Below are 23,272 nucleotides of genomic sequence, written 5' to 3'. Positions count from 1 at the left end.
TTTTCCTAATTTTAACGAACATTATTTCTACCATGCAATAAAAAAATACCCAAGCAGACTAAATGTTTCAAAGTCTCCTTGGATATTATTTTTAAGTTAATTTTAGTATACGCGGACACCGAAGTCTGGTGCGTAATATTGAGTTGAACCGTATTTCACGTTTTCACCTGGTTGCGGTGCGTGAATGTATTGGTCGCCCCCTGCTGAGATCGCTACGTGGTAGCTTGATCCTTGGTCGCCCCAGAATAATAGATCGCCTTGCTGTGCTTGGTTGACATCGATTTGTGTACCTGACGATTCTTGTGCAACCGTCCAAACACCGATATCTTGTCCAGTTACTTGTTTGTAAACATATTGAGTAAGACCAGAACAGTCAAAGCCGCTAGTATCTTTTCCACCCCATACATATGGTGTGCCGATATATTTTTCAGCTTCGTTAACGATTTGTTCTCCCCGAGAAGCTTCAGTCGTTTGAGTTGTTTGATCAGTAGTCGTTTGCTGTGTTTGGTCTTGCTGTGTTGTTTGTTGTTGAGTCTGATCTTGCTGTGTTTGCTGCTCTTGTTCAGGTTGTTTTTCCGGTGTTGTTACTTGTGTTTCCGGAGCAGGTGTTTGAATCGCTTGCTCTTCTTGAGCAGGTGCCTGTTCTTCCTGAACGGTTGGAGCTGTTTGATCATTTTGAACTACATCTGGAGTCACCACTTGTGTTTCTGGTACTGGTGTTACATCCTGCGTTGCAGTATCAGCTACAGTCTGATCAACCACTGGTGTCGTATCAACAGTTGTTGCTGGAGTAACAGGAGTCACTTCTTCAGCTGGTGCTTCGGTTACGGCGCCGTTGCCAACAACTACATTTTGGCCAGCATAGATGTTATTTTCAATGATGTTGTTCCAATCAGTAAATTCTTGAACACCAATCTCAAATTGATTCGTGATAGAATTAACCGTGTCACCAGATTGAACAGTATATTCTGTTGGCTGTGCTGGTGTTTCAACAGCTGGTTGTGCTACTGGCGGTGTCACTGGTTCAGTTGCATCGTAGCTAGTTAAATCGTTCTCTTGAATGGTTGAAACTAATTTTTGAACGTAGTCTTGATCACCATTGAAGCGGCCTTCCAATGCAGCAGCTGCTGTTTGGTAGTCTTTGGCGTTACTGCGCCAAGTTCCGCTAAAGTAGTTTTCATTGCCGTCGCGAGAAGTTGTCTTAATGATTTCAATATAGTCTTGGATTGCTTCTTTATAAGAACCATATTGTTTCATTTCTTTCTTTTCAGTTTGGCCGGTTTCTGCGTTCTTCTTGTCTAACATTGCAGATTTGCCTTGATATTGACCTTCTAAACCAAATAGATTGTAATAAGGCGCTTGCGCGTAATCGGTTTGGCCCCAATCACTTTCAATGATAGCTTGTGCAATCATAATTGAAGCGTAAAGGTCATGTTTTTCAGCTAACGGTTTGATTTCATTTGAAATCTCATTGATAAAAGCTTTCTTATCAACATTTGATGTAGTTGCAGTCGTTTTGCCTTCAACAGCCTCTACCTCATGTGTGTTTAGCAGTGGTGCCGCTACCGAGACCGCCACTAAGGCTGTACCTACCACAGCCGACCCTTTTTTTAGATAGCGATAGTTAGGGGTCTTCTGTCGTTTTTGTTGACGCAGTTCACGTCGGGTTAAAACTTTATTTGACATTTAACATCTCTCCATTCTCTCTCTCATTGCTTTCTTAACGTAATTAATTATAACACAATAGAAATGGCAGGTCATTGTTAAAGAACTGCATTTCTTGATATTTTAGATTATTTTTTCAGAGAATAGACCAAAAACACCTACTTTTCAATTATTTTCAAAAATCTAAAAAAATTGATTCTGGAACAGTCCTTTTAAAAGTTGTTTAAAAATCTTTTTTGTCGAATCAAACAAATGAGGTGCTCATATGCTAAAAGAGAAAATTAAGAATCTGCCAAAAACCCCTGGAATCTATAAGATGAAAAACAGTCGCGGGGAGATTATCTACGTTGGAAAGGCCAAAAATTTGAAGCAGCGGGTCGGTTCCTACTTTATTCAAAACAAGCAGCATTCACGTAAAGTTCAAGAGATGGTTCGCTGGATTGCTGACTTTGATTATGAGTTAGCGGCAACAGAATTCGATGCTCTCTTATTAGAATGCCATTTAATTCATCAAATTCGCCCACGTTACAATCGAATGATGAATTACTACGAAGGCTACGGCTATTTTCAATTTATTGATAAAGCTCCCTACCTGAAAGTCCTAAGCGAGTGGTCTGAGGAAGGCTTAGTGATTGGTCCCTTCTATAAACAAAGCAAGATCCAGGAATTGAAAGAGATCATTAATAGTACGTATCGCTTAGACGGACCGTTGAAATACGTAGCGGGCATCGTTAAAAACTATGACGAAATTTCTCCTGAAGCAGAGTTTGACCTGCGGATACAAGAGATTAAGGCGACGCTTTTAGGTCAGTCCACCGCCCTGCTTACGCGGATCGATCAGCGGGTGCAGGCTGCCAGTGAGCGCCACGATTATGAAGCCTCTGCGCAATGGTGGAATAACTATTTGACCGTTCAGCGCTTTTTGCGGCGCAATAAACAGCTGATCCAGATCATGCAAAATCAAACCTTTGTCGGCATATTGCCGGAAGACGGCGTTTATTACTGCTACTTATATGCTAAAGGGGAATTGCTGAATCGGGTGGTTTATCAACGCGAACCAACCATTGAGCAAGCCAAAAAGCGATTAGAAAAAGGCGTTTCAGCTAAGACCTGGCAACGTCTGGAAGCCAAAGAACGCTTGGATAAGGCCGATGTTGATTTGTTTCCTATTTTCTTTAATTATTTGAACCAGCATGGACAGGTCAGAGGCTTCTCCCCGCAGGAAAAATAGCTCGTATTTGTATTCGATTTCATTCCTTGTTACAATCAGCGTAGGAGTTTTAGAAACGGGGGATGACTATGCAGATTGAGAAGATCACTAAACCAGCACAAACGATCGTTTCGATGTCCACACATATTTCACATGAACATTTACCAAATTACATCGGAACCTCTTTTGTAGACCTGTTAGAATATATTCAAAAAAATGAAGCTGAGCTTGTTGGGACACCATTTATTTCTTATTTGAACCTAGATGAGACTGGCCAAGCTAGAGATGAACTCTTAGCTGTCGAAATCGGCTTTCCTATTAATAAGGAAATTCCTTCAACAGAAAAATTCCAAAGCTATGTCCTGCCCGGCTATCAAGCAGTCCGAACACTCTATGTCGGTGACTATGATGATTTGACGGATTCTTATAAGGAATTAATCGATGCCATCAAGCAAGAAAATGGAATCTTCACCTTCCGCAGCTATGAATACTTCCTGACGGATGCCTCCGTACCATTAGAGGATCAAGAAACCATGATCGAATTGACTTATCGCTTAAAACGAAAAGCATCACTTACAGAATGACCGAATCAAAATTAAAATAAAATGAGAGTCCATCAATTAGAAAATTGATGGACTTTTTTTAGCTTTTATTCATTTGCAGAGACTTACTCTCAGTAAAAAGTCTGTTCTTTTATCTCTTAACGTCTTTTTCTCCTGCTAAATAAAAAAACACTTTAGCAAAAAACGCCAAAAAGTCTTTTAAAAGTTATTTATAACTCCTATCCATTTTCGCTCGATTAATAAGACGGCCTTCACGGATGATTGTCTTTTATTCAATCACTTATAAGCAAAAATTAAGCGATTCAGTCGATTTCCGCTTGATGATCAAATGTTAATTTTTATTATTTTTAACAGAATAAAAAAGTCCGAAAATAACTAAAACGATTACATGGACCTTCTGCCAAAAACAGATTCAAGAATTAACTAGTTCTTTTTGTAAATGTCCGAAAACTAACGAAAAAACCATAAAGTAGATTTCCCGAATCAAAAAAATAAGCATACAATGACATTTCTGCCATTATATGCTCAGCTTATTCACTAAAAGGTTTGACCCCATGTTTCAATGTTTGTTTTCTCTTTTGAATAGGTTAAAATCGTCAAACTCGAATTATCGACGATTCCACTCTCGCGAATTTTTGCTAACGGCACACCTTTTAGCGTATTCAATAATGCCACCAGCAAAATTCCATGACTAACTACCAAGACCTTTTTATTCGGATGTGTCTTTGCTACCTCTTCGATCACCTTAGTACTTCGAGTGATCAAACTGGTATAAGGTTCCGCGTGAAATTTCTCGGCGGCAAACAAATCCGGACGGGTCCGATAATTTTTCAAATCTTCGGGATAGGCTGCTGTGATCTCATCGATCTTTTGACCATCCCAATCGCCTAGACGCATTTCACGCAAATCTTCGACGATCGTCAATTCCGGTGCCTGTACATTTTCCGCCAGAATGATTTTCGCAGTCGTTTGCGCCCGCATTTGCGGCGAAGTCAAGGCTAGATCAAATGGGGTAGTTTTCAAGTGTTGGGCCATTCGCTGCGTTGCTTCTACACCAGATGGGATCAATGGAGAATCAACTGTTCCTCCATTGAAGCGACCTTCCGCATTAATTTCCGTTTTTCCATGTCGAACAAAATAAAATTGAGTCACACTCTCACTCCTCGTATACGATGTTTTTTTTATTTTAAGTTCCCTGCTAGCTGCTCTTTCCGATTACTTGAACCAATCAAGAGTTCCTTATTCGTTTACCAATCGATTAATACAGCAACTTTCACTCATCCAGTATACACTAATAATCAGTGATTTATACCAAAAAGAATGCGCATTTCTGACAACGATTCAAAAAATAACTATTTTATTAAGGAGTAGGTGCGGATATGCGTGACTTTGTAATCGGATTCATTTATAATAAAAACAACACTACTCGTGATATTGACCCGATTTTGCTTAATTTAAAGGCGATTAAAGCTTAAAAAGAGCAAATTTTTAACTCGGAATTAACTTTAAAATTAGCTTGAGGGCTTAATCTATGGAATGGAGGGCAACGCATGGAAAAGGAAAGAAAACAGACCAGCACGGATTTGGCGCTAGCCACGGCCGGCATTTTCAGTATGATTCTTTTCAGCATCTTAATGCTCGCGCGCGTGATCGATGATCGCGAAGTCATGGATCTGTTTAGTCTCTTTACCGGTGCCGCCGCCGCCTTTTGTTACGGGAAATTCCTTTGGCTCAAACAGAAAAGCTGGTTGACAGTCTCTGTTGTCCTTTTTGCCTTATGTATTTTCTTTTTTATTCGGTATTTATTCTAACCTGCTGTCGGTAAATTTGACCGACAGTTTTTTTCTGCTGAAAATTTTGCTACTATTATATAGGAGAATATTTCAACTTGAATTTAAGGAGGCAATTATGTCTGATTTTGCGACACTGGTGGATTATCTGACGACGGTTCAGGCTAATCCTGATTTTCACTCTGATACACTGCTGATAGCTGGCAACAGCCTGCCTCATTTGATTGTTTCTGCTGCGAAATTTTGTGAAACGGAAGCTGAGATTCAACGCGTCATTTTTGTCGGCGGAATCGGGCATGGCACGGCACCGCTGATCGCAAATTGTAAGAAAATGTGTCCGGAACTGGTTCGACCAGAATGGCCTCAGCTTTCGGAAGCGGAAATTACGCAGGAAATCTTTTTGCATCACTGTACTCGCGAGCTTACTTTACTATTAGAAAAGAAATCAACCAATACGGGAGAAAATGCCCGCTTCTCTTATGAGCTGTTCACTCAAGATGCACCGAAAAATTTTTGGCTGGTTCAAGACCCGTTAGTGCAGAAGCGCTCCCATGTCACCTTCAGTAAAGAATGGGGGTTGCCGTTATCGGCGATTCAACCGCTCTTTTTTGAACAACCAAAGCTGATTGATTTCGATACCCGTCCCCATTTTGAAAATAGTGAAATGGACAGCTGGTGGGAAGCCGATTATTTCTTATCCTTAGTCATTGGCGAGATTCGGCGATTGAATGATGATGGCGAAGGCTATGGGCCAAAGGGCGCCAACTTTATCCCGCATGTGGACGTGCCAGAGAATGTTTTGGCGAGTTATCAGCGCTGTAGAAAATATTTAGCCGGAAATACCCGAAAATAAAAAAGCTCATCCTGCCTTAGTTGGGAGGATGATCTTTTGTGTTCAACTTAAATCAGAGTTTTCACGGTCCGGCTTCACGAACTAGCTTTTGAGCGAGTTCGCGCAGCCTTTCTTCCGATTCGGCATTTGTTTTTTGCCGTAACTGTTATAGAGTAATTCGGACTCTTCATTATACGGAGCGGCTTATTCTTTTTGCAATCTTCTTTAATGGGCGGGTCGTATTCAGTCACGAAATCAATCAAGCGTTTTTTGGCGCGAATGGTTAAAATCGCACAGGTTGTCAGCCGATTTTGTACTTTGCGTGCCAAAACGCTTGAAAAATTATCTTCAGGTCGGCCATTAAGCCGTTCGTTGATTCGTTCAACCTCGTAGAAAAGATCAAGGACAGATTGGAATGGACGAGGCTTATTCTTTTTTTCAGCGGAATGTTTGAATTTCCCTTTTTTATTCTTTTCATTCACGAATGCTTGCTCTGTAATTTCTGGGACCATTCCCATCGTCCTCCCCTCCCATTACCTTCTAATCGATTGATGTATATATCTAATTAAATTATAGCTGGACTTATCACTTTATCCCAAAATTTTCCTTAATTTAAATACCTATTCTTTTTCTAAATTTTAAACTAATTGGTTTTTCGCAAAAAAAGGCAAAACCTCCGCTTCCATTTTTTGAAAGCAGAGGTTTTGCTCTATTATTTACCCTTTTGCACTGATAGGATTTCTCTAGCAATTTGAGATTTTACTGCTGTACCTGTAATAAGTAATTTCAACGGCTTGATGATTTGTAAACCAAGTCCTGATTTTGTGTAATAAGATAAGCGGTAATGGAAATAATTAATCAATTCAATAATAGCAAACAACCAAATCAACACGCCTACAATGGAGAAACTCTTCGTAAAAAGTAAGACTAAAATATAGGCTCCCAGCAGACCATAATCAATGAGTTTAAAGGCTTGATAGATTCTCGCGATCCGCTGCTCATCCAACGCTTTTTGTTTTTTTAGCCTTCTTAAACAATTCAGCCAATAAAGTGATCCCTGAACAAGGATTACAGTCAAAACAAATAACGGATAAACTATCGCAACTTTTCCGCCTCCTGGCTCGGCCGCTGACCACATACCATAAACCACCCAAAATACCAACGCGCTCAATAGCTCCATTGAAAATAAATAGAACAACTCTTGCTTAACCGTTCTTTTCTTCAAAAATACACCCCTGCTTCCCTTTTATTAACACCATTTCTCTTTTTGTTACTTCAAAGTCAGCCTTCAGTATAGCATATCTGAATATCAGGTTATATTTTGCTTAGTAAAGGGCTCCTATAAAAAAAGAAGCGCTCTTAAAAGAGTGCCTCTTAGCCTTCTATTCAATCACCGTACTGACAAACCCAGCGACTTTATCGAACAAATTACCGAAAAATCCGGAAACACTTTGCCATAATCCGCCAAAATCAGGATTAGCAATAAAGTTCTGTACTTGTGAGATTACTTGATCTTTATACATATAAATGATAAATAGCAAGAATAATACGCCGGCGATGCGCCATAAGACTGACCCGACCTTTACAACAAAGAAAACGAGTAATGCGATAAACGCAAGTGCGATCAATTGATCCATCTTTGAATCCTCCCTTTCGTGGATATCTATATATACGTTCCTGTCCATCAACTTAAACAACTATTAACTTATAACAATAGTATGCCCTAATTCTTTATTTTTATCATGGGTCGAAAGTCTGATATCTCTTAACCGTAAAAAAATCTTTAAAAAGTGGATTCTAAGAATATAGTAAGCGCTTTACTTGTTGATTTATTCATACTTTAGACCTCGCTCCAAACAAAACACACTTTATTTCTTTGTGTTTTAACAGAAACTTTCTCATAAACTCTAAGCGTATTTACGCTGTATTAAAAACAATTCTCGTTACTATGAAGACAAAATAAAGCGTAAAAGGAGTCGTATTTGTGTCAACAACTACTGAACAAGCCTTAGAAGAATTAAGTCCCTTTGAATTAAGTCTCTTTTTGGAACAAAAGATTCATGAAAATAAAAATGTCACCAACCTGCTGAATGCAGGTCGCGGCAATCCCAACTGGACCGCCCCTACTCCGCGGGAAGCCTACTTTTTACTCGGTCAATTCGCTACTCAGGAAACCCTGTACGGTCCAGGTGAATTAACTGCCGGAATGATCCAATCCGATAGCGACCGTGGCCAGCGTTTCGTTGATTTTCTAGCCGCTCATCCTGGAAAAGGTGCCGACTTTTTGAAGAAAATCTGGTTTTCTGACAATAATTATCTAGGAATGCCCAAGGAAGCTTGGCTGACGGACATGCTGGATCATATCATCGGCGACAATTATCCAAACCCAGTCCGCTGTTTAACTGCCTGCGAAGGTCCGATCAAGGCGTATTTGAATCAGGAATTATTTTCAGACAGCACAATTCCCTTTGATATTTTCGCGGTGGAAGGCGGAACTGCAGGGATCTGCTATATTTTCGATACCTTATTCAATAATTTCCTATTGAATCATGGCGACAAAATTGCATTGATGCTGCCGACCTTTGCGCCTTACTTAGAAATTCCGGAATTGCCAAAATACTCCTTCGACATCGTCAAGGTTCAAGCAAAACAAACCATGATCGATGGCAAAATGACCTATCAATACCCGGATGAAGAAATCAATAAGCTGCGGGATTCCGAGATCAAAGCCGTCTTTGTGGTGAACCCAAGCAATCCGACAGCCAATGCGCTGGCTCAACCAACGATCGATTTGCTGAAGGATATCGTTGCGACAGATAATCCGGAATTAATGATCTTGACCGATGATGTGTACGGCACCTTTGTTCCAGTCTTCACGTCGCTATTTTCAGAGCTTCCTTACAATACGGCTTGTATTTACTCGTATTCGAAATATTTTGGCGCGACTGGCTGGCGCGTAGGTACCATCGCCGTAGCCAAGCACAATCTCTTTGATGAATTGATTGCCAACCTGCCACAAGAAAAGATTGAACAATTAAACGAACGCTACGCTTCCTTGACCGCTGATCCAACAACGATTACTTTCATCGATCGCTGTGTAGCTGACAGCCGTGACGTTGCCTTGAACCATGCCGCAGGACTTTCGGCTCCGCAGCAGGTCATGATGGTGATGTTCAGTCTGTACAGCTTGCTGGATGAAGGCCAAGCCTATAAAGCAGAAGTCATGGATATTTGCCGCCAACGGGAAAAACTTTTGTTCAATACGTTGGGACTGCAGGAACCTTTAGAAGATTTAGACACTGCTTATTATTGCGAAATCAATTACGAAGATTGGAGCCGCAAACGTTACGGCAATGCCTTCGCTGATTACTTGAAAAATAAATGGACGGTAACGAAGGTCCTAACCTCCCTTGCGGAAAAGGAACAATTGATGCTGCTGAAAGCCAACGCCTTTGGCAGCAGCGAATGGGCTGTGCGCGTGTCATTAGCCAACTTAGCCACGAACCAATATCCAGAAGTCGGCAAACGAATCATTCGTTTAACCGATGAGATTCGCGATCAATGGATGAAAACAAAATAGCATGAAACCGAACGAATATATTTCTATCGCTGGTGATAGTGTATGTTCGTTTTTTTTGCTGACTCTTCTATTGTATAGCCTTATTCAAAGGTCTTTAGATTTTTCTTTCCTATTTGATAGTGATACACTTTGTTCTATAAATTGGCTGAGGTAAAACAAATCCAATTGGGTGTTTTCATCAGATAATCAAAAGGCTATGCTATAAAAAAACAAATGGAGCGTTTCGATATGAAAAAAGTTGCAACAATTGCCGGTTCGGATGCCACTGGCGGCGGTGGTTTAGAAGCGGATTTAAAAACCTTTCAAGAATTTGGCACCTTTGGCTTGGCGGCGATCACCTCGATCGTCACCTTAGAACCCGAAACAGGGGCACATCATCTGCGAACTCTTTCTTTGGAGCTGATTCAAGAACAGATCGCCTCTGTTTTTGCAGGACCGATTGATTCGATCAAAACCGGGCTGCTGCCTACGCAGGAGATCATCGATTTGGTCAGTGAAGTCATTCCCAAAGACATCCCCTTAGTCGTTGATCCAGTCATCGGCGGTAAAGGAACACAGGATTTTATTAAAAATGAGCAGGTCCAAGCGCTGCGGGAAAAATTACTGCCCCATGCCTTGATCACGACCCCTAATTTACGGGAGGCCGGCATTTTATCTGAGCTTGGTGAACTGACTTCAGAAAAACAAATGGAACAAGCCGCCAAAAAAATCGCTTCATTTGGTGTGAAGCATGTGGTAATCAAGGGCGGGACACGTTTAGCTGCTAAGCAAACCCTCGATCTGCATTATGACGGGCGAAATTTCACCCGCTATCCTCATCCTATCATTGATACACCTTATAATCATGGCGCCGGCTGTACCTTTGCGGCGGCTATCACCGCGGCGATCGCGAAAAATTATCCGCTTGATCAGGCCATTAAGCTGGCGATCGATTTCGTCCAAGCAGCGATCACAATGGGCGAGAAAATAAATCCGTATGTCGGTCACGTTTGGCACGGCGCTTATACCCACGGAGAAAAACGATTGGAGTATTCAGATGAACAGTGATAAACGCATTCATAATTTAGTATTAGTCGCCCTATTCGCGGCACTCACATTGATGGGAACAATGATCAAGATTCCCCTGCCCACCGGCGCCTTTATCCACTTTGGCAATTCGGTCGTCTTGTTAGCCGTTTTATTGATCGGCTATTGGCAAGGGGCATTAGCTGGCGGGATCGGCTTTTTCGTTTTTGATATTTTAAATGGTTTCGCGGCCGAAGCACCCTATTTCTTAGTCGAAAGCTTTGTCGTAGGCGCTGCAGCTTATGCGGCCTTTTCTATCTTCAAACGCAAACCAACACGCATTTACCAAATCATCATTATCGGAATCTGCGCCGGCATCGCGAAATTCATCATGTCCGTCATCAAAGCAACCGTCATGGCGATGATCGCTGGCGCCCAATTGAAGCCGGCTTTCTTCGCGGCACTAGCCACGATGCCTGCGACGGTGATCAATATTTTCTCAACGATTCTGATTGTTAGCTTGGTCTACTTCCCATTAAGAAAAGCCATGCAGATGATCTTCCGCAATCAGCCCATTTAATGCTATACTAAATATCCTTGGCAGGGGCGAAAACCAAAAGCACCGACTGTAATTTGATTTACAGTCGGTTCTTCATTTTACTTTTTAAAATGCCAAACAACTCTCACTAAACTCAGGACTCTTCTATATAATTAGTCGAGTCCCTTCTTTTGAAAAAATTCTAACCCATTGAATCCAACTGTTTTTTCGAATCACAAAAAACTTGCCAATGAGTGATCTTCCAATCATGCTCCACGACCTTCCAAGCAGTTGGGAATTCCCAGTGTTTTTCAGTTTGGGCAAAATAGGAACCACTTGCTCTACCGATGATACTTGCAAAATCACCATTCGCTTAATAATTCTCAATGATGATCCGATAATCTGGAAACCAATCAAAATATCCCTGCCATCCGAGCTTCATTGCCCCCCTTGTTTTCAATCCCACCATACGTATCAACAAAGGAAAAATCCTCTGCCATCAACTCAATGAGTTTTACTAAATCCTGTTGATTAATGGCTGCTGCAAACTGCTCAATTATTTCACGATTCATTGTTTCCCCCTTCCAAAATCTTCTATCTTACAATATACCTAGTAACATTCACACTATTTCAAATTTTAAATTATTAAAATACTTTATGAATGGAATTTTGTTTTGTTATTATCTTTTAATGTGTTATACTTTTATTTGTAAGTTTGTTATTAAAAATAAAGGAGGAAGGACGATGACGTTTTTTGAACAAGAAAAACCGTACCGCGTAACATTTGATTTAGAAGAAAACATTTTTATTGTTTATTCTACTGCTACCGGTCAGCAAGGAACTGGAATCACCATTGAACAAGCGATCTACGACTTAAAAAAATCTGCCTAAGGAGCGCATCTCAATGAATGAAGCCTATAATTAAAAGCCTCTGCTTAAAAATCAAAAGCAGGGGCTTTTTTGGTGTCTTCAGCTTACATAATTGTTCGTTTTCCATAAGGTAAATGAATGTCTTCTTTTATTATTTTCACGGTATACTGAGTTAACGAAAAGACGGAGGTTGAAAAGAATCATGAAAATATTGTTATTTCCATTCTTCGCAGTCAGTTATTTGTTGGCCCATGTCACCCTTCATTTGTCCCTCTATCCAATTCATTGGATAGCTAGCTTATTTCAATAAATAGGAGTGAAAAAAAATGACAGATTTCATTTTTCAATTCATTGATAGTTTAATTAATTTGTTCTGGGGATTTTTCGGTCAAATGATTGATATAATTTCCGACATCCTCAACTATTTATTATCTGCCCAGCTCTAAAAATTCACGAGTCCTTTAAAAAAGGGCTTTTTTTTCTTGACTATCTCCGCTTTTTATTAGATGATGAGAAATTGAGTAAGAAAGTAGGAGAAACATGAGTATCTTAGATTTAACAGGGATCGCTCAGCAATTTGGCGACAAGATCCTGTATGAAGATTTAGAATTGCATTTGAATAAAGGGGAACATCTCGGCCTGATTGGACAAAATGGCGCCGGAAAAAGTACCTTGATCAAGATCATTACCGGCGAACAGCTGCCGGATGAAGGCACTATCGCATGGCAAAAAAATATCCACGTGGGATATTTGGACCAATATGTTGAAGTTGATCCGACCTTGTCGATCAAGGATTTCTTGAAAACCGCTTATGCGGCGGATTTTGCAAAAGAGGAAAAAATCGGTGAACTCTATATGGAATACAGCGAATCGCTGGATGATAAGCTGTTGGAAAAAGCCGGCCGTTTGCAGACGGAATTAGACCAAGGCGATTTCTATCAAATCGATACCTTGATCGCTGAAATGAGCAGCGGTTTAGGCTTGGATATTTTAGGGATGGACACTCCGCTGGAGGATTTAAGCGGCGGACAACGGTCAAAACTGATTTTGGCGAAATTATTATTGGAAAAACCGGATGTCTTAATCCTCGATGAACCGACGAACCACTTAGATGACGAGCACGTCGCTTGGTTAAGTCAATTTTTACAAGATTTTGCCGGAACGTTTGTGGTGATTTCTCATGATCGCGAATTTTTGAACCAGATCACGACCCACATCGCCGATATCGAGTTTGGAAAATTAACCAAATACACTGGAAATTTAACGAAGGCGCTGAAACAAAAAGAGCAATTCCAAGAAACCTATCTGAAGCAATACGCCGCACAAAAACGCCAGATCGAAAAAACCGAAGCCTATATTCGCAAATACAAGGCCGGTTCTCGTTCAACGATGGCAAAAAGCCGTCAAAAACAATTGGACAAGGTGGAGCGCTTGACGCCGCCCTCTTCCAATGCGGTCGCTCGTTTTGAATTTCCCTATGCCCCGATCGTTACGACGTTAGCTCTTGAAACGACGGATCTTGAGATTGGTTACCAAAGACCCTTATTAGCACCGATTAATATCACGCTGCGCTATGGCGAAAAGGTCGCGATTCGCGGATTTAACGGTATTGGTAAATCAACGCTGCTGAAAACATTGATCGGCGCGATCCCGAAAATCGCAGGCGAATTCCACCTTCCAGCAAACACCAAGATCAATTATTTCGAACAGGACCTGCAATGGGAGAACCCTTACCAAACCCCATTACAATACCTAAGCGAGCATTATCCGAAAGAAACCGTCAAAGAATTGCGAAAGCACTTAGCCAAAGCTGGTCTACCCAACCAATTAGCCCAAGAACCGATCAGCACCTTGAGCGGTGGCGAACAAACCAAGGTCAAGCTTTGTCAGATGACTATGCAAAAGGGTAATTTGCTGATCCTCGATGAACCAACTAACCATATCGACCAAGCGACAAAGGATAGTTTGCGTGAGAGCCTAGCGAATTTCACCGGAACTGTCATCGTCGTTTCCCACGAAGAGGCCTTTTATCAAGATTGGACCGATCGTGTGATTGAGATCAGCCAGAATTAATTTAGCATACTTAATCGCTCCAGCAGCCGCCAGCGCCTTTTTCTCGGCGTGTCTGTTGGAGTTTTTTTAGTTATTTGTCTATCCGGCGGCGACTCCAGCAGTTGATTTGCGCTGACATAATTCCCTGCCAACACAGCACCAGCCGGCGTTTGCGTGCCAGTAACCTGTGTAGAAAGTCCTGTGATTTTTGTACCCAATTGGACAAATTTCTCTGCCAACCAATTTTTGACCGACGTCAGCCGAACAGCCAACTTCCGCCATTCCCGAGCAGAAAAATACTCCTTAAAATAGCTAAACAGGCGGCGCTGTATCCGCGTTGCCTTTGTTGTCAGGAATATTTTACGGACCAAATCCTTCATCATCCAGCTGAAGTCCTCGATTGTAAGTTCCTCCCTCACCTGTAAAACCAGCAGATATTGAATGGCTGTATCCCCATCCTGCGTTTCCTGATAATAATTTGTTAGTCTTTTTTCCAGTGTTTTCCTTTTTAGCTGAAATAATTGCTGAATCGTGAAAAGCGGCTTTTCCATGTTGTTTCCTCCCCCTAAAAACTTATCTGCCTATACTGTAATTCTCCCAACAACTTTTTTCAAACAACCTCAAAATGACGATTTCACAAATGGGAACACTACGTCTTATCGCAAAAAGCGGATAAATTTATGATTTTTTTAATTGGAAAAGCGAAAAATTCGGAACTTTTATTGTTTAAAAAAAATAAAGTTTATGGATTGAGGCGGACGCTCTCCCCCAATCTTTTTTCCGCAGTCATCAATAAAACGGTATATAATAGTATTTAAGCAGGAAATCTAGGACTCAACTGTTGGTTGAGGGGCTTTTTAGCACATTCAATCAATGGTTTATTGCCTATCAAGTGCTCTGGAGGGTAAATTTATGGTAGAGATCGGAACGAATATTAGAGAATTGAGAGTCGCCAAGAAGATGTCGCAAAAAGAACTGGCAGAGCATCTGCACGTCACTCCCCAAACAGTTTCTAAATGGGAACTTGATAAAAGTTATCCTGATTTGGATACCTTGCTTCAGCTGAGTGATTTTTTCCATATCTCGACAGATAAGCTGCTGGGAAATTCTAAGCCGTCATTTCTTGAAGCCCTCTTTTCTAAAAAAGGAGCAAACACCATGAAAAACAATGAAACCGATTCTAAACCGAAATATCCTGAAGGAGAAGTTCCCAAGGCGGTCAAAGTCGAGAATGCAGCAAATATTTTGGTCATCACCTTCGACAATGGCGAAATACGCTACCTGAAATCCCATTATATCAATGACTACTTAGACGCTTACTCATTGAAGAAAGGCCATGGCAAACGTCGTTTATTGCTTGGCGGCGGCCCAGCAACCATGTGGTTAGGAACCGAAATTGAACTATTAGAAGATGGTTCCGTCCTGATATTTGGCAAGGACAAATATTCTCCACAAGAACTTTGGTACGAAAGTCAGCCAAGCATTACACTCTTATAAGAACACAAAAAAGGCTTCTCGGTTGAGAGGCCTTTTTGTTAACGCCATTGAAGCTCGTTGCTTTCTTTTAAAGTCAGACCAAAACTTTCGTAATGTGTCAATACTCGTTCTCGCAGATTCGGTACGGTTGTCCCTTTTCTGATTAAAACATCCACTCCGGCGGGTGTCACCAAGGATTTTTCAAAACGGATCACCAATACATCGCCTTTGATCGTCACGACCTGCCAGCGGCTGCTTAAAACTTTCAATACACCGATTCCCCGCCAAATAAACTGCTCTCCAGCCAAGCGATCAATCCCTTTGATTTGCTTGGTCTTGCCCTTAGCTTCATATTCCACCAAGTCGAGTAATTCCACTGCATTTTTCTCCGTTTTCTTATACGTGATCCGCGGATTCTTTCTTTTATTTGATAACCACATAGGAAAAGTCGTCCCTTTGATTTCCCATGTGCCCTCAAGTTGTGGTAACCATTCTGTCATGAGCTCACCTCATTTTCTTCTCTTCAGTGTAAAATAGATTTGATTTTTGGTAAAAAAATATGCTTTTTAAAAATTTTAGGCACGCCGAATCTTTTTCTTTTATTTTCCTGAATTTGGGTGTATGATTGCATCGTAGAAAAGTTAGAGAAAGGTGGAAACATCTTGAGTACAAATAAGCATCCCCTAATAAAACATACAAATGGACTTTCTTTAGAAGAAGTTAATGGTACCGTCGAAGTACCGAAAGGAAAAAGTTTTTGCCGCACATTGCTAGCCTACTCTGGACCAGGCGCGTTAGTCGCTGTTGGCTATATGGACCCGGGAAACTGGTCGACCTCTATCACCGGCGGGCAAAATTTCCAATACTTATTAATGTCTGTCATCTTACTTTCCAGTTTGGTAGCGATGCTTTTGCAATACATGGCAGCCAAACTAGGAATCGTCACGCAAATGGACTTAGCTCAAGCGATTCGTGCCAGAACCAGTAAGTCGTTAGGGATCGTCCTTTGGATCTTGACTGAATTGGCCATCATGGCAACCGATATCGCAGAGGTTATCGGCGCAGCTATCGCGTTGTATTTATTATTCAACATTCCATTAGTCATCGCCGTTTTCATCACCGTCTTTGATGTACTGGTTTTATTGCTATTAACAAAAATCGGTTTTCGAAAAATCGAGGCGATCGTCGTTTGTTTGATTTTCGTAATTCTCTTCGTCTTTATTTATCAAGTCGCTTTATCCGATCCTAACTGGGGGGATGTCTTGAAGGGCTTTGTTCCAACCAATGAAACCTTCGCCAACGCCCCTGCTATCGGCGGTCAAACACCGTTGACGGGCGCTTTAGGAATCATCGGTGCGACGGTCATGCCGCATAATTTGTACCTGCACTCCGCTGTTTCACAAACACGGAAAATCAATCACGAGGATGAAAATGAAGTCGCCAGCGCCGTGCGCTTTACTACTTGGGATTCCAACATCCAGCTATCGATGGCCTTCATCGTTAACGCATTGCTACTGATTATGGGTGTGGCAGTGTTCAAAACCGGAACGGTCAAAGATCCTTCCTTCTTCGGATTGTACGAAGCATTATCGAATCCAGCCACCATGAGCAACGGTATCTTGATGAACGTGGCAAAAACAGGGGCATTATCAACCTTGTTCGCAGTCGCTTTGCTGGCATCCGGTCAAAATTCGACTATTACCGGAACATTGACCGGTCAAGTTATTATGGAAGGCTTTATTCATATGCGGATGCCGATTTGGTTGCGCCGCTTAGTGACTCGGTTGATCTCAGTCGTTCCCGTATTACTTTGTGTTTTGCTATTTAGCGGAAAAGGCGTAATTGAAGAACATGAAGCCTTGAATAATTTGATGAATAATTCGCAAGTCTTCCTAGCCTTCGCTTTGCCGTTTTCCATGCTGCCATTACTGATGATGACCAACAGCTCGGCAGAAATGGGCGAACGCTTCAAAAACAAAAAAATCATTCAACTCCTTGGCTGGGTCTCAGTCATTGGCTTGACCTATTTAAATTTGATCGGATTGCCAGGTCAAATCGAAGGATTCTTCGGCGATAACGCCTCAGCTGCAGAGATTATGACCGCAGATACGATCGCTTATGTTTTGATCGCCACCGTTTTAGCGCTATTAGTCTGGACGATCGTTGAATTGCATAAAGGCAATAAACGCGTCGCTGCCGCTCATGCGCAAACTACACTAGATGAAGAATTTTCTGAAGATTAAACCAAATTTGAAAGACTTCGCGAACTCGCTCAGCTTTTGAGCAATAAGACTAAAATTTTGATAAGTCGTTTCTCAGACTTATCAAAATTTTCGCTTATTGCCGATAAAGCTAGTTCGTGAAGCTGGACATCGTTAAAGCTGTTGATTCAATGTTTTTACTTGTGCAAATTTTTATACTTTCATTACAGTTAAAAAAGCCAAAATCAGCGGATTTCGGCTTTTTATTTATTCGGATACCAATTGATCTCTGCTTTTTTCGCTTGGGAAAATAATTGTCGATAATTCAGCTGATAGTCTTGACCATCCTTGATAAAATGGGTGCCGCATTGACGAAACTCAAAGGGAATCCCCCGTGCGATCGTTTCCTCCCGCAAGTTCAAAATCCAATCGTAATTCAACGGGCGCGCATTTTTATGGTACTCGCCCCCTGCCATCACTAGTTCCACATCATCTAAGTAATCACTGATAGTCATTTCTGCAATCAAGGGCTGACAAATAATATTTTTGTGCTTGATCGGAAGCTCCTGCAGCAGTTTCAGCCGTTGATCCGCTCTTTGCTGATTCTCCACTGAAACACCGATCGTCACATTGTCATACCCGTCACCCCAATCATCGGGTACGACGGACAGCAGTCGCTCGATCCGCTTCGTCAGAAAAATAAATTCTAAATCGGGGCGTTCCTTGATCATCTGCCAGCATTCGTCCCGCCACGGATCAGCCTCTTCAATCAAAAAGTCACTGGAAAAGCACACATAAACCTTCTGACCGCCCTTCATTTTATAGCCGTTTTTCGTTTTTTTGATTGGCGCGTCAAATTGCGCTGATTTTTCGATCTTGCTGGTATCCACATCCCGCTTTTTGTCGCCTTCATGAATGAAGCAATACTTGCACCCCTCACTGACCCGCCGACAGCCGCGCCACGGATTCCAAAATGCCATGCTCTCACCTACTTTTTTTCTTTTATCTTATCAAACTTTCGCTAAGCTTCGCGAGCTATTTCATTTAACAAGACGTAAAAAAGAATCATGCCCCACTTAAAAGTGAAGCATGATTCTTTTAAAATACCGCTTGAATGTCCGTTAAGTATTCTCTTATCCCAGAGATCCCACCTTCATTAAACTGTTTGATAAACTCTGATCCAATAATCGCTCCATCTGCTCCATTGGCTAAAAGACTGGCAATATCTTGCTGATTTTTAACCCCAAAACCAACAAATATCGGTAAATCAGTCTTCTTTTTGACGTAAGGCAAAATTTTTGTATATTCCTCTGGAAGCTGATTAAACTCTCCCGTTTTCCCATCGCCAGAAACAAGATAAATGAATTGTGAGCTTTGGGATAATTGTGAAACAATCAGCCCTTGATCCATATCTTGGCTAAAAGTGTGAACAAAACCAGGATAATTGTCTCCAGTTAAATTTTTATCGACGCATAAAATCGCATCATAAAGTCTTCGAGCAAGTTTCTCTAATTCAAAATGTTTCACACCCTCATAATAAGTCATCAAAATCGTTTTGAAAGAATAACGTTCCCGTATTTCACTCAACACCGCTGCGATTTTTTCAGCGCTTAAATCTGAAATAACTTTTTCTTGCGACTTCCTAACTACTGATCCGTCCAAATATGGATCGCTGACAGGAATCCCAATTTCAACGTACCCGATTTGAAATTCTTCAATGACATCTAAAATTTCAAAAAACGTTTGTTGCGTCGGATAATTAATCGTCAAATATAAGACAAGATTTTTCATTAAGCACCTCCCAGCAGCTGCAGAACCCAACCTAAAATTGGTCCATAAACGGTATAATCGGTTTCACTGAGAATTCGCATAATCGGTGCATAGCTGCCGACCATCGGAAGCAAGAAAGCTTGTCCAAAAATTAATAGAAAACCATTTGCCACTGAACCTAAAATGGCTCCTCTGCGTCCTCCATGAGCATTCCCGAAAATCGCTGTCGCAGCCCCCGTAAAGAAAGTCGGAATTAGTGCTGGAAATACAACCACCGGATAATTCAGCGCACCTAGTATCAGCATCCCTGCTAAACCAGAAACCAGACTGCACAAGAAACCAACAATCACTGAGGTTGGATAGTTTGGAAATAGCAGCGGAATATCCAAGCCAGGCTTCGAATTTGGAATGATTTTATTCGCGATTCCGTGAAAGGCCGGAATAATTTCCGACAGCATCATCCGTACACCTGTAATAATGACCGTGATCCACATTCCGAACTCAACACCACGCAATAATGAAAAGACAATAATATCTTGACCGCCAGTGATATTTTCCATCGTCCAGCTAGGTGTTGCAAAAAGACTCACCAATAAGAATAAGACAGTCATAACCAATGTCAAAGCAATCGTCATTTCTCTAAGAAAATTCAACTTCTTAGGAATTTCCATCTGCTCTAAGTCATGTTCCTTATTACCGAACAATTTAGCCAGCAAAGTAGCTACTAATAAACCAGAAGAGCTGGAATGAGCTAAGGTAAAGCCTTCTCCTCCTTTGACTCCCTTAATACAGACAGCTACGTAGGCACAACTAAAAGTCATATATAAACCTAACATAATCGCCCCAACAGCAACGATACCGGTAAATGGCAAAGTAGTATTAAATTTCAATAATGCTGCAATCAAACCAGCAAAGAAGAAGGAGACATGAGCAGATAAATGAACATACTTAAAACGAGTGAAACGCGCCAGCAAAAGATTGATCAGAAAGCCGAAAGCAAAAATCAACGACATTTCTGTCCCGATGTCCGCAAAACTTTCTGCCTGAGCCGCACCGATATTTGATGAAAAAGCCTTCATATCAAATATCTTTGAAATCATTTGCTGAAGCGGCAGCAAGGCGCCACCCAGTGTTTGACCGCCAACATTGATCATCGTAAAACCAATCATTGTCTTGATCGTACTTGGCAAAATTTGATCCCAGCTCTTTTTTTGAGCGACCATACCAACGATGACTACCATACCAATGATAAAAACTGCTTGGCTCAATACATTATTTACAATATATAAAAAGACCGACATTTTTAGCCCCCCTATTCATTGATCGTCCTTAAAAGCTGCTCTTTCAAATACTCTTTATCCATCATATTATCGATTCGCACAATTTTAGCTGTCGAATCCCGTAAAGTGTCAGCAAAATCTGAAGTCGTAATCAAAATGTCATAACTATTTGGATCAACCGAACCGATATCTGCTGCGTCAACAGAGGCTTCAATATTTTCAGCATCCAAAATTTGCTGGGTGAACAATCTCATCATCATGCTGCTGCCAACACCCGCTCCACATACCGTTACAATCTTTATCATGATTCATTTCCTCCTTTAACCATCGTCAGAATTTCTTTGGCTTTTTCAGCATTCAAAAAGCGCTCGACATTTTCTTCATGGGATAAAATCTCTACTAGTTCTGCTAAGGCCTTCAAATGCGTCTGATGATCGACCGCACATAAGCCGATTACGATTCTTACTGGATCGTTCTTAGGATGACCAAATACTACAGGCTCCTGTAAAGTAACAATGCTAAACCCAATATCCAATGCTCCTTCTTCCGGACGCGCGTGCGGCATAGCGATCCCAGGTGCAATTACGATATACGTTCCATTTACTTCAACATTCTTTATCATCCCATCAATATAACTTGGTGCCGCCAAACCGTTTTCTATCAACAATTCGCCGCTTCTTCGGACTGCTTCATCACGATTTTTAGCATGGTAATGAAGATCAATTAAAGATTCAGTCAATATTTCTTTAAGCATAGGCTGATACCCCCTTTTCAAATTTTCACCTGATTTAAGATTCAAATATTCTTTAAAATCTTCCGACAAATTCTGAACTTGCTGCGGTGTTAATCCCGCATATTTTTTTACCATTTTCAACAATTTTTCTACACTGACCTCATGAAAAACAGGTTTAATAAATTCGCTGATGATGCTGATGTCTTCTTCTGATAAATAAGGATTCACCTGCACAAACGGAACACTTTTAAGCTCTAAGGAAATAGTAGTAATCACTAGATCGACTTTATGATCCGCCAACCAATTAATTCCTTCCTTAGCTCCAAAGGTTCCCACAACATCGACATTAAAAATATTTTTTATTTTGCTTTTCAAAATCTCTGAGGTGCTGATGCCGGCATGACAGATGATCACTATTTTGGTTTTATGGGGAACATAAAATTTTTTGCGTTCCAATGAAGCTGCGAAAAAAAGAGTGAAGAAGCTTATTTCGTGATCAGTAAACTCAACCTTCAGCATTTTTTCTATTAATGAAATATGCTTGCGAATAAGCAGATGCAAGTCATGATAGTGGTCTAAAACATAGTCATACATCGGATTTTCTAAAGTTTCATTCGCTAACGTTCGCTTATAAGCCGGGCGCAAATGATTGATCAACCCCTCATACAGTTTTTTATCCCCTTTGAAATCCAACTCAGGAAGCTCCTTATTCACTGCTGTAATGAAGGTTTCAATCACTAAATTAAAGGTTACCCATTTGTCGAAAAGCAATTCTTGAGACTTAGTGATCGAAGCTTCCGAAAGTTTATTCGCTAAATAATTTCGTTCTGTCATGCTGACCGGCTGGTTAAACAATTCATCTAATTCTTCGCAATATTCAAGCAAGATCTGCTCTTCTTTACTTAATAAGTCCTTTTCAGCGACTGTCGTAAGAACCTTGCCTAATTCCATTCGTTTCTTAGTGATCCAAAAATGTACGATCACCTTTTGAAAGGCTTCATCACTTAATTGAATTCCCAGCTGATTACAAATTTTCTCAATGAATTCTTCAATCGATAATAATACTTGCTGCTCCGTTTCATAATGCTCTGTTTCAAAAAGCAGCGGATCTTGTTCAAGTGTAGCAGCTAATAAATTGCGAATCCTACTCTCATCGCCAAGGATTCGATAGCCTCGAAATGGGATACTCTCGAGCACAATCCCATTTTTCTCCAGCTTCTTTCGAATTGCCTGCAAATCACTCAACAAAGTATTTTTCGAAACAAGCGTCTTCTTCAGCAAATCCTCCGTGCTGAAAATAGCTGTTGAAAGTAAAATCTCCTCTAAAATACGAATCCTTCTGATAAGCTTATCGCTGCTGACAAAATCGCTATTTTTGAGCAATAATTTTTCAATTGCAGCAGGATTTTCCACGTTGTAGTACACACGCGCTTTTTCAATGACAACGATCTCTTGACCAGCCGCAACCAGTGTTTCATTCAATTTATTGATATCGTTATATATCGTACGCGTACTTACTTGAAATCTTTTGGCCAATTGATTGATTTCAAATGTCTTTCCTTGTTTTGCCAGCAAACTATATAAATTTGATAATCGATTATCCATAAGCTTTCCTCCTGAATTTAGTATAAGGCATCACAAACGTCATGAAAAAGAACAGTTCATTTCAAAAAATTTGAAACGAACTGCTCCAGTAGTTTGCTCAAT

Annotated in this window: 24 protein-coding genes; 11 read left to right on the top strand and 13 right to left on the bottom strand. The window is 40.9% G+C overall.

Annotated elements, in window-relative coordinates; translation table 11 throughout:
• Nucleotides 1-102 precede the first annotated feature (102 nt).
• Nucleotides 103-1,686, bottom strand: a complete 1,584-nt coding sequence (locus FFR60_RS03185) for an NlpC/P60 family protein (RefSeq protein WP_137662985.1) — start codon at nucleotides 1,684-1,686, stop codon at nucleotides 103-105.
• Nucleotides 1,687-1,930: 244 nt separating this feature from the next.
• On the opposite strand from FFR60_RS03185, the gene FFR60_RS03180 reads away from it, so the two are divergent.
• Both FFR60_RS03180 and FFR60_RS03175 read left to right on the top strand, forming a co-directional pair.
• Complete coding sequence (locus tag FFR60_RS03180) at nucleotides 1,931-2,896, top strand: GIY-YIG nuclease family protein (protein ID WP_137662984.1); 966 nt, start codon at nucleotides 1,931-1,933, stop codon at nucleotides 2,894-2,896.
• Between the two features lie 68 nt (nucleotides 2,897-2,964).
• Nucleotides 2,965-3,459, top strand: a complete 495-nt coding sequence (locus FFR60_RS03175; protein ID WP_137662983.1) for a GyrI-like domain-containing protein — start codon at nucleotides 2,965-2,967, stop codon at nucleotides 3,457-3,459.
• A 516-nt stretch (nucleotides 3,460-3,975) separates the two neighbouring features.
• On the opposite strand, the gene FFR60_RS03170 is transcribed toward FFR60_RS03175, so the two are convergent.
• The gene (locus tag FFR60_RS03170; RefSeq protein WP_137662982.1) at nucleotides 3,976-4,590 is read right to left on the bottom strand and encodes a histidine phosphatase family protein; all 615 of its coding nucleotides are present in this window, start codon (nucleotides 4,588-4,590) and stop codon (nucleotides 3,976-3,978) included.
• Between the two features lie 398 nt (nucleotides 4,591-4,988).
• On the opposite strand from FFR60_RS03170, the gene FFR60_RS03165 reads away from it, so the two are divergent.
• Together FFR60_RS03165 and FFR60_RS03160 are read left to right on the top strand one after the other, a co-directional pair.
• Nucleotides 4,989-5,249 carry a DUF6442 family protein gene (locus FFR60_RS03165; protein ID WP_088935308.1) on the top strand — a complete coding sequence of 87 codons (261 nt, stop codon included), beginning with the start codon at nucleotides 4,989-4,991 and terminating at the stop codon, nucleotides 5,247-5,249.
• A 97-nt stretch (nucleotides 5,250-5,346) separates the two neighbouring features.
• Nucleotides 5,347-6,081, top strand: a complete 735-nt coding sequence (locus FFR60_RS03160; RefSeq protein ID WP_137662981.1) for a YdcF family protein — start codon at nucleotides 5,347-5,349, stop codon at nucleotides 6,079-6,081.
• 74 nt (nucleotides 6,082-6,155) lie between these two features.
• On the opposite strand, the gene FFR60_RS03155 is transcribed toward FFR60_RS03160, so the two are convergent.
• The 3 genes from FFR60_RS03155 to FFR60_RS03145 form a co-directional block, all read right to left on the bottom strand.
• Nucleotides 6,156-6,578 (bottom strand): hypothetical protein, encoded by a 423-nt coding sequence (locus FFR60_RS03155; RefSeq protein ID WP_137662980.1) that lies wholly within the window; start codon nucleotides 6,576-6,578, stop codon nucleotides 6,156-6,158.
• A 194-nt stretch (nucleotides 6,579-6,772) separates the two neighbouring features.
• Nucleotides 6,773-7,285: a hypothetical protein gene (locus FFR60_RS03150; RefSeq protein ID WP_137662979.1), complete on the bottom strand. Its 513-nt coding sequence runs from the start codon at nucleotides 7,283-7,285 to the stop codon at nucleotides 6,773-6,775.
• Between the two features lie 157 nt (nucleotides 7,286-7,442).
• Complete coding sequence (locus tag FFR60_RS03145; RefSeq protein ID WP_088935912.1) at nucleotides 7,443-7,697, bottom strand: hypothetical protein; 255 nt, start codon at nucleotides 7,695-7,697, stop codon at nucleotides 7,443-7,445.
• A gap of 347 nt (nucleotides 7,698-8,044) precedes the next feature.
• On the opposite strand from FFR60_RS03145, the gene aspD reads away from it, so the two are divergent.
• The 3 genes from aspD (at nucleotide 8,045) to FFR60_RS03130 (ending at nucleotide 11,225) form a co-directional block, all read left to right on the top strand.
• A complete protein-coding gene (aspD, locus tag FFR60_RS03140) occupies nucleotides 8,045-9,640 on the top strand; it encodes an aspartate 4-decarboxylase (protein WP_137662978.1) in 1,596 nt (531 codons plus the stop codon).
• Nucleotides 9,641-9,868: 228 nt separating this feature from the next.
• Complete coding sequence (thiD, locus tag FFR60_RS03135; protein ID WP_137662977.1) at nucleotides 9,869-10,687, top strand: bifunctional hydroxymethylpyrimidine kinase/phosphomethylpyrimidine kinase; 819 nt, start codon at nucleotides 9,869-9,871, stop codon at nucleotides 10,685-10,687.
• Nucleotides 10,677-11,225 (top strand): ECF transporter S component, encoded by a 549-nt coding sequence (locus tag FFR60_RS03130; RefSeq protein WP_088935915.1) that lies wholly within the window; start codon nucleotides 10,677-10,679, stop codon nucleotides 11,223-11,225. The genes thiD and FFR60_RS03130 overlap by 11 nt, the downstream gene beginning before the upstream one ends.
• A 371-nt stretch (nucleotides 11,226-11,596) precedes the next feature.
• Here FFR60_RS03130 and FFR60_RS22895 read toward each other — a convergent pair whose 3' ends face one another.
• Nucleotides 11,597-11,755 (bottom strand): nuclear transport factor 2-like protein, encoded by a 159-nt coding sequence (locus FFR60_RS22895; RefSeq protein WP_249354937.1) that lies wholly within the window; start codon nucleotides 11,753-11,755, stop codon nucleotides 11,597-11,599.
• 172 nt (nucleotides 11,756-11,927) lie between these two features.
• On the opposite strand from FFR60_RS22895, the gene FFR60_RS03120 reads away from it, so the two are divergent.
• Nucleotides 11,928-12,074 carry a hypothetical protein gene (locus tag FFR60_RS03120; RefSeq protein WP_171004854.1) on the top strand — a complete coding sequence of 49 codons (147 nt, stop codon included), beginning with the start codon at nucleotides 11,928-11,930 and terminating at the stop codon, nucleotides 12,072-12,074.
• A 519-nt stretch (nucleotides 12,075-12,593) separates the two neighbouring features.
• The gene (locus tag FFR60_RS03115) at nucleotides 12,594-14,126 is read left to right on the top strand and encodes an ABC-F family ATP-binding cassette domain-containing protein (protein ID WP_137662976.1); all 1,533 of its coding nucleotides are present in this window, start codon (nucleotides 12,594-12,596) and stop codon (nucleotides 14,124-14,126) included.
• Here the strand turns inward: FFR60_RS03115 and FFR60_RS23120 are convergent.
• Nucleotides 14,123-14,656, bottom strand: coding sequence for a hypothetical protein (locus FFR60_RS23120; protein ID WP_307723309.1), 534 nt, complete (start codon nucleotides 14,654-14,656; stop codon nucleotides 14,123-14,125). The genes FFR60_RS03115 and FFR60_RS23120 overlap by 4 nt on opposite strands.
• A gap of 361 nt (nucleotides 14,657-15,017) precedes the next feature.
• Here FFR60_RS23120 and FFR60_RS03105 point away from each other — a divergent pair, with 361 nt between their 5' ends.
• Complete coding sequence (locus FFR60_RS03105) at nucleotides 15,018-15,602, top strand: helix-turn-helix domain-containing protein (protein WP_137662975.1); 585 nt, start codon at nucleotides 15,018-15,020, stop codon at nucleotides 15,600-15,602.
• Nucleotides 15,603-15,640: 38 nt separating this feature from the next.
• On the opposite strand, the gene FFR60_RS03100 is transcribed toward FFR60_RS03105, so the two are convergent.
• Complete coding sequence (locus FFR60_RS03100) at nucleotides 15,641-16,081, bottom strand: hypothetical protein (RefSeq protein ID WP_137662974.1); 441 nt, start codon at nucleotides 16,079-16,081, stop codon at nucleotides 15,641-15,643.
• A gap of 162 nt (nucleotides 16,082-16,243) precedes the next feature.
• On the opposite strand from FFR60_RS03100, the gene FFR60_RS03095 reads away from it, so the two are divergent.
• Nucleotides 16,244-17,824 carry an Nramp family divalent metal transporter gene (locus tag FFR60_RS03095; protein WP_137662973.1) on the top strand — a complete coding sequence of 527 codons (1,581 nt, stop codon included), beginning with the start codon at nucleotides 16,244-16,246 and terminating at the stop codon, nucleotides 17,822-17,824.
• A 221-nt stretch (nucleotides 17,825-18,045) separates the two neighbouring features.
• Here FFR60_RS03095 and FFR60_RS03090 read toward each other — a convergent pair whose 3' ends face one another.
• From FFR60_RS03090 to FFR60_RS03070, 5 genes are all read right to left on the bottom strand, one after another.
• On the bottom strand, nucleotides 18,046-18,762 hold the full coding sequence (locus FFR60_RS03090; protein WP_137662972.1) for a DUF5131 family protein: 717 nt from the start codon (nucleotides 18,760-18,762) through the stop codon (nucleotides 18,046-18,048).
• A 118-nt stretch (nucleotides 18,763-18,880) separates the two neighbouring features.
• Nucleotides 18,881-19,573 (bottom strand): tryptophan synthase subunit alpha, encoded by a 693-nt coding sequence (locus FFR60_RS03085; RefSeq protein WP_137662971.1) that lies wholly within the window; start codon nucleotides 19,571-19,573, stop codon nucleotides 18,881-18,883.
• Nucleotides 19,573-20,853 (bottom strand): PTS ascorbate transporter subunit IIC, encoded by a 1,281-nt coding sequence (ulaA, locus tag FFR60_RS03080; protein WP_088935317.1) that lies wholly within the window; start codon nucleotides 20,851-20,853, stop codon nucleotides 19,573-19,575. The genes FFR60_RS03085 and ulaA overlap by 1 nt, the downstream gene beginning before the upstream one ends.
• 11 nt (nucleotides 20,854-20,864) lie before the next feature.
• The gene (locus FFR60_RS03075; RefSeq protein WP_088935318.1) at nucleotides 20,865-21,137 is read right to left on the bottom strand and encodes a PTS sugar transporter subunit IIB; all 273 of its coding nucleotides are present in this window, start codon (nucleotides 21,135-21,137) and stop codon (nucleotides 20,865-20,867) included.
• Nucleotides 21,134-23,170 (bottom strand): BglG family transcription antiterminator, encoded by a 2,037-nt coding sequence (locus FFR60_RS03070; RefSeq protein ID WP_137662970.1) that lies wholly within the window; start codon nucleotides 23,168-23,170, stop codon nucleotides 21,134-21,136. Before FFR60_RS03070 ends, FFR60_RS03075 begins: the two co-directional genes overlap by 4 nt.
• Nucleotides 23,171-23,272: the final 102 nt, after the last annotated feature.

The sequence above is a fragment of the Enterococcus hulanensis genome (genome assembly GCF_005405485.1).
GTDB classification, from domain to species: Bacteria; Bacillota; Bacilli; order Lactobacillales; family Enterococcaceae; genus Enterococcus_A; species Enterococcus_A hulanensis.
This window is presented reverse-complemented; position numbering and strand designations above follow the sequence as displayed.